This window comes from Rhodoferax sp. RT5P35, from assembly GCF_056521385.1.
The window spans coordinates 1-1,044 of record NZ_JBWMAX010000352.1; the positions used below are offsets into that span (position 1 = coordinate 1).

The following is a 1,044-nucleotide window of genomic DNA, read 5'->3' on the forward strand; positions in this document are numbered from 1 at the left end:
CATTCACGTACCGGTAGCGCCAGTCAAAGTCGATGATCTGGCAGCCCTCCAGCATGTCGTCCAGCGTGTGCCGGTGCATGGCCGAGCTTTGCCGCAGCGCCGTAGCCATGCGCTCGCGCTCGGTGATGTCGCGCAGGGCGGCCACTACCACCAGGTCGCCGTCCAGCTCCAGCGGGCTCAGGCTGATGTCCACGGGGAACACCGTGCCATCTTTGCGCAGGCCGCGCAGGTCGGGCCGCTCCACGCCCATCACCTGCGGCACCGCCGCCTCCAGGTAGCTTTGCCACAGGGCCATGTGCTCCACACGGGCATTGGCGGGCATCAGCATCGCCACCGGCTGGCCCAGCACCTCGCCACGGCTCCAGCCAAACAGGGTCTCGGCCTGGCGGTTGATCTGCACGATGCGGCCCTCACGGGTGGTCATCACCAGGGCATCGGGCGCGAGTTCAAACAGATCGACAAACCGGCGCTGGTTGGCATCGAGTGCGGCGGTGCGCTCGGCCACGCGGCGCTCCAGGTCGGCGTTGAGACTGCGCACCCGGTCGTCCGCACCGGCGCGGGCCAGCATCTCCCGGCCAATTGCGTGCGACAGCAACATGAAAATGCCCACCGTGCCCGCCAGCGTGGAATACAGCAGCAACAGGGCCCGCTGGCGGTCCACTTCGGCGCGGGATTTGCCCTCGGACAGCAAGGCGGCCTGTTGCAGGTCGGCCTCGCGCACCAGCGCCTGTAGCGCGTGCATCGTGTGGGTGACTTCGCCGTTGGCCACCGCAGCCGCAATCGCGTTGGGCCCCTTGCCACTAATGGTGTCAAAAATTTGCTCCAGCTCGACGAGACGGCGCTCTTCCAGGGCCGTCAGCCGGTTCAGCATGCTTTGCAGCGCAGGGTCATGGGTGACCAACGCACGGTAGCCGCCCGCGTCGTTGCGCAGCGCCTGGGTGAGCCGCAAGAAATTGGTGCGCCGCATCAGGGAGTCGGTCAGCAAGGAAACGACGGCATCGGACTCGGCATCGGCCACCATGGCATAGCGCTGGGCCAGACGCG

At 67.1% G+C, this 1,044-nt stretch carries 1 protein-coding gene; it reads right to left on the reverse strand.

From position 1 onward, the window contains the following. The coding region (locus tag AC097L_RS26265; protein ID WP_479589623.1) for a PAS domain-containing protein at window positions 1–1,044 on the reverse strand (1,044 nt) is incomplete at both ends.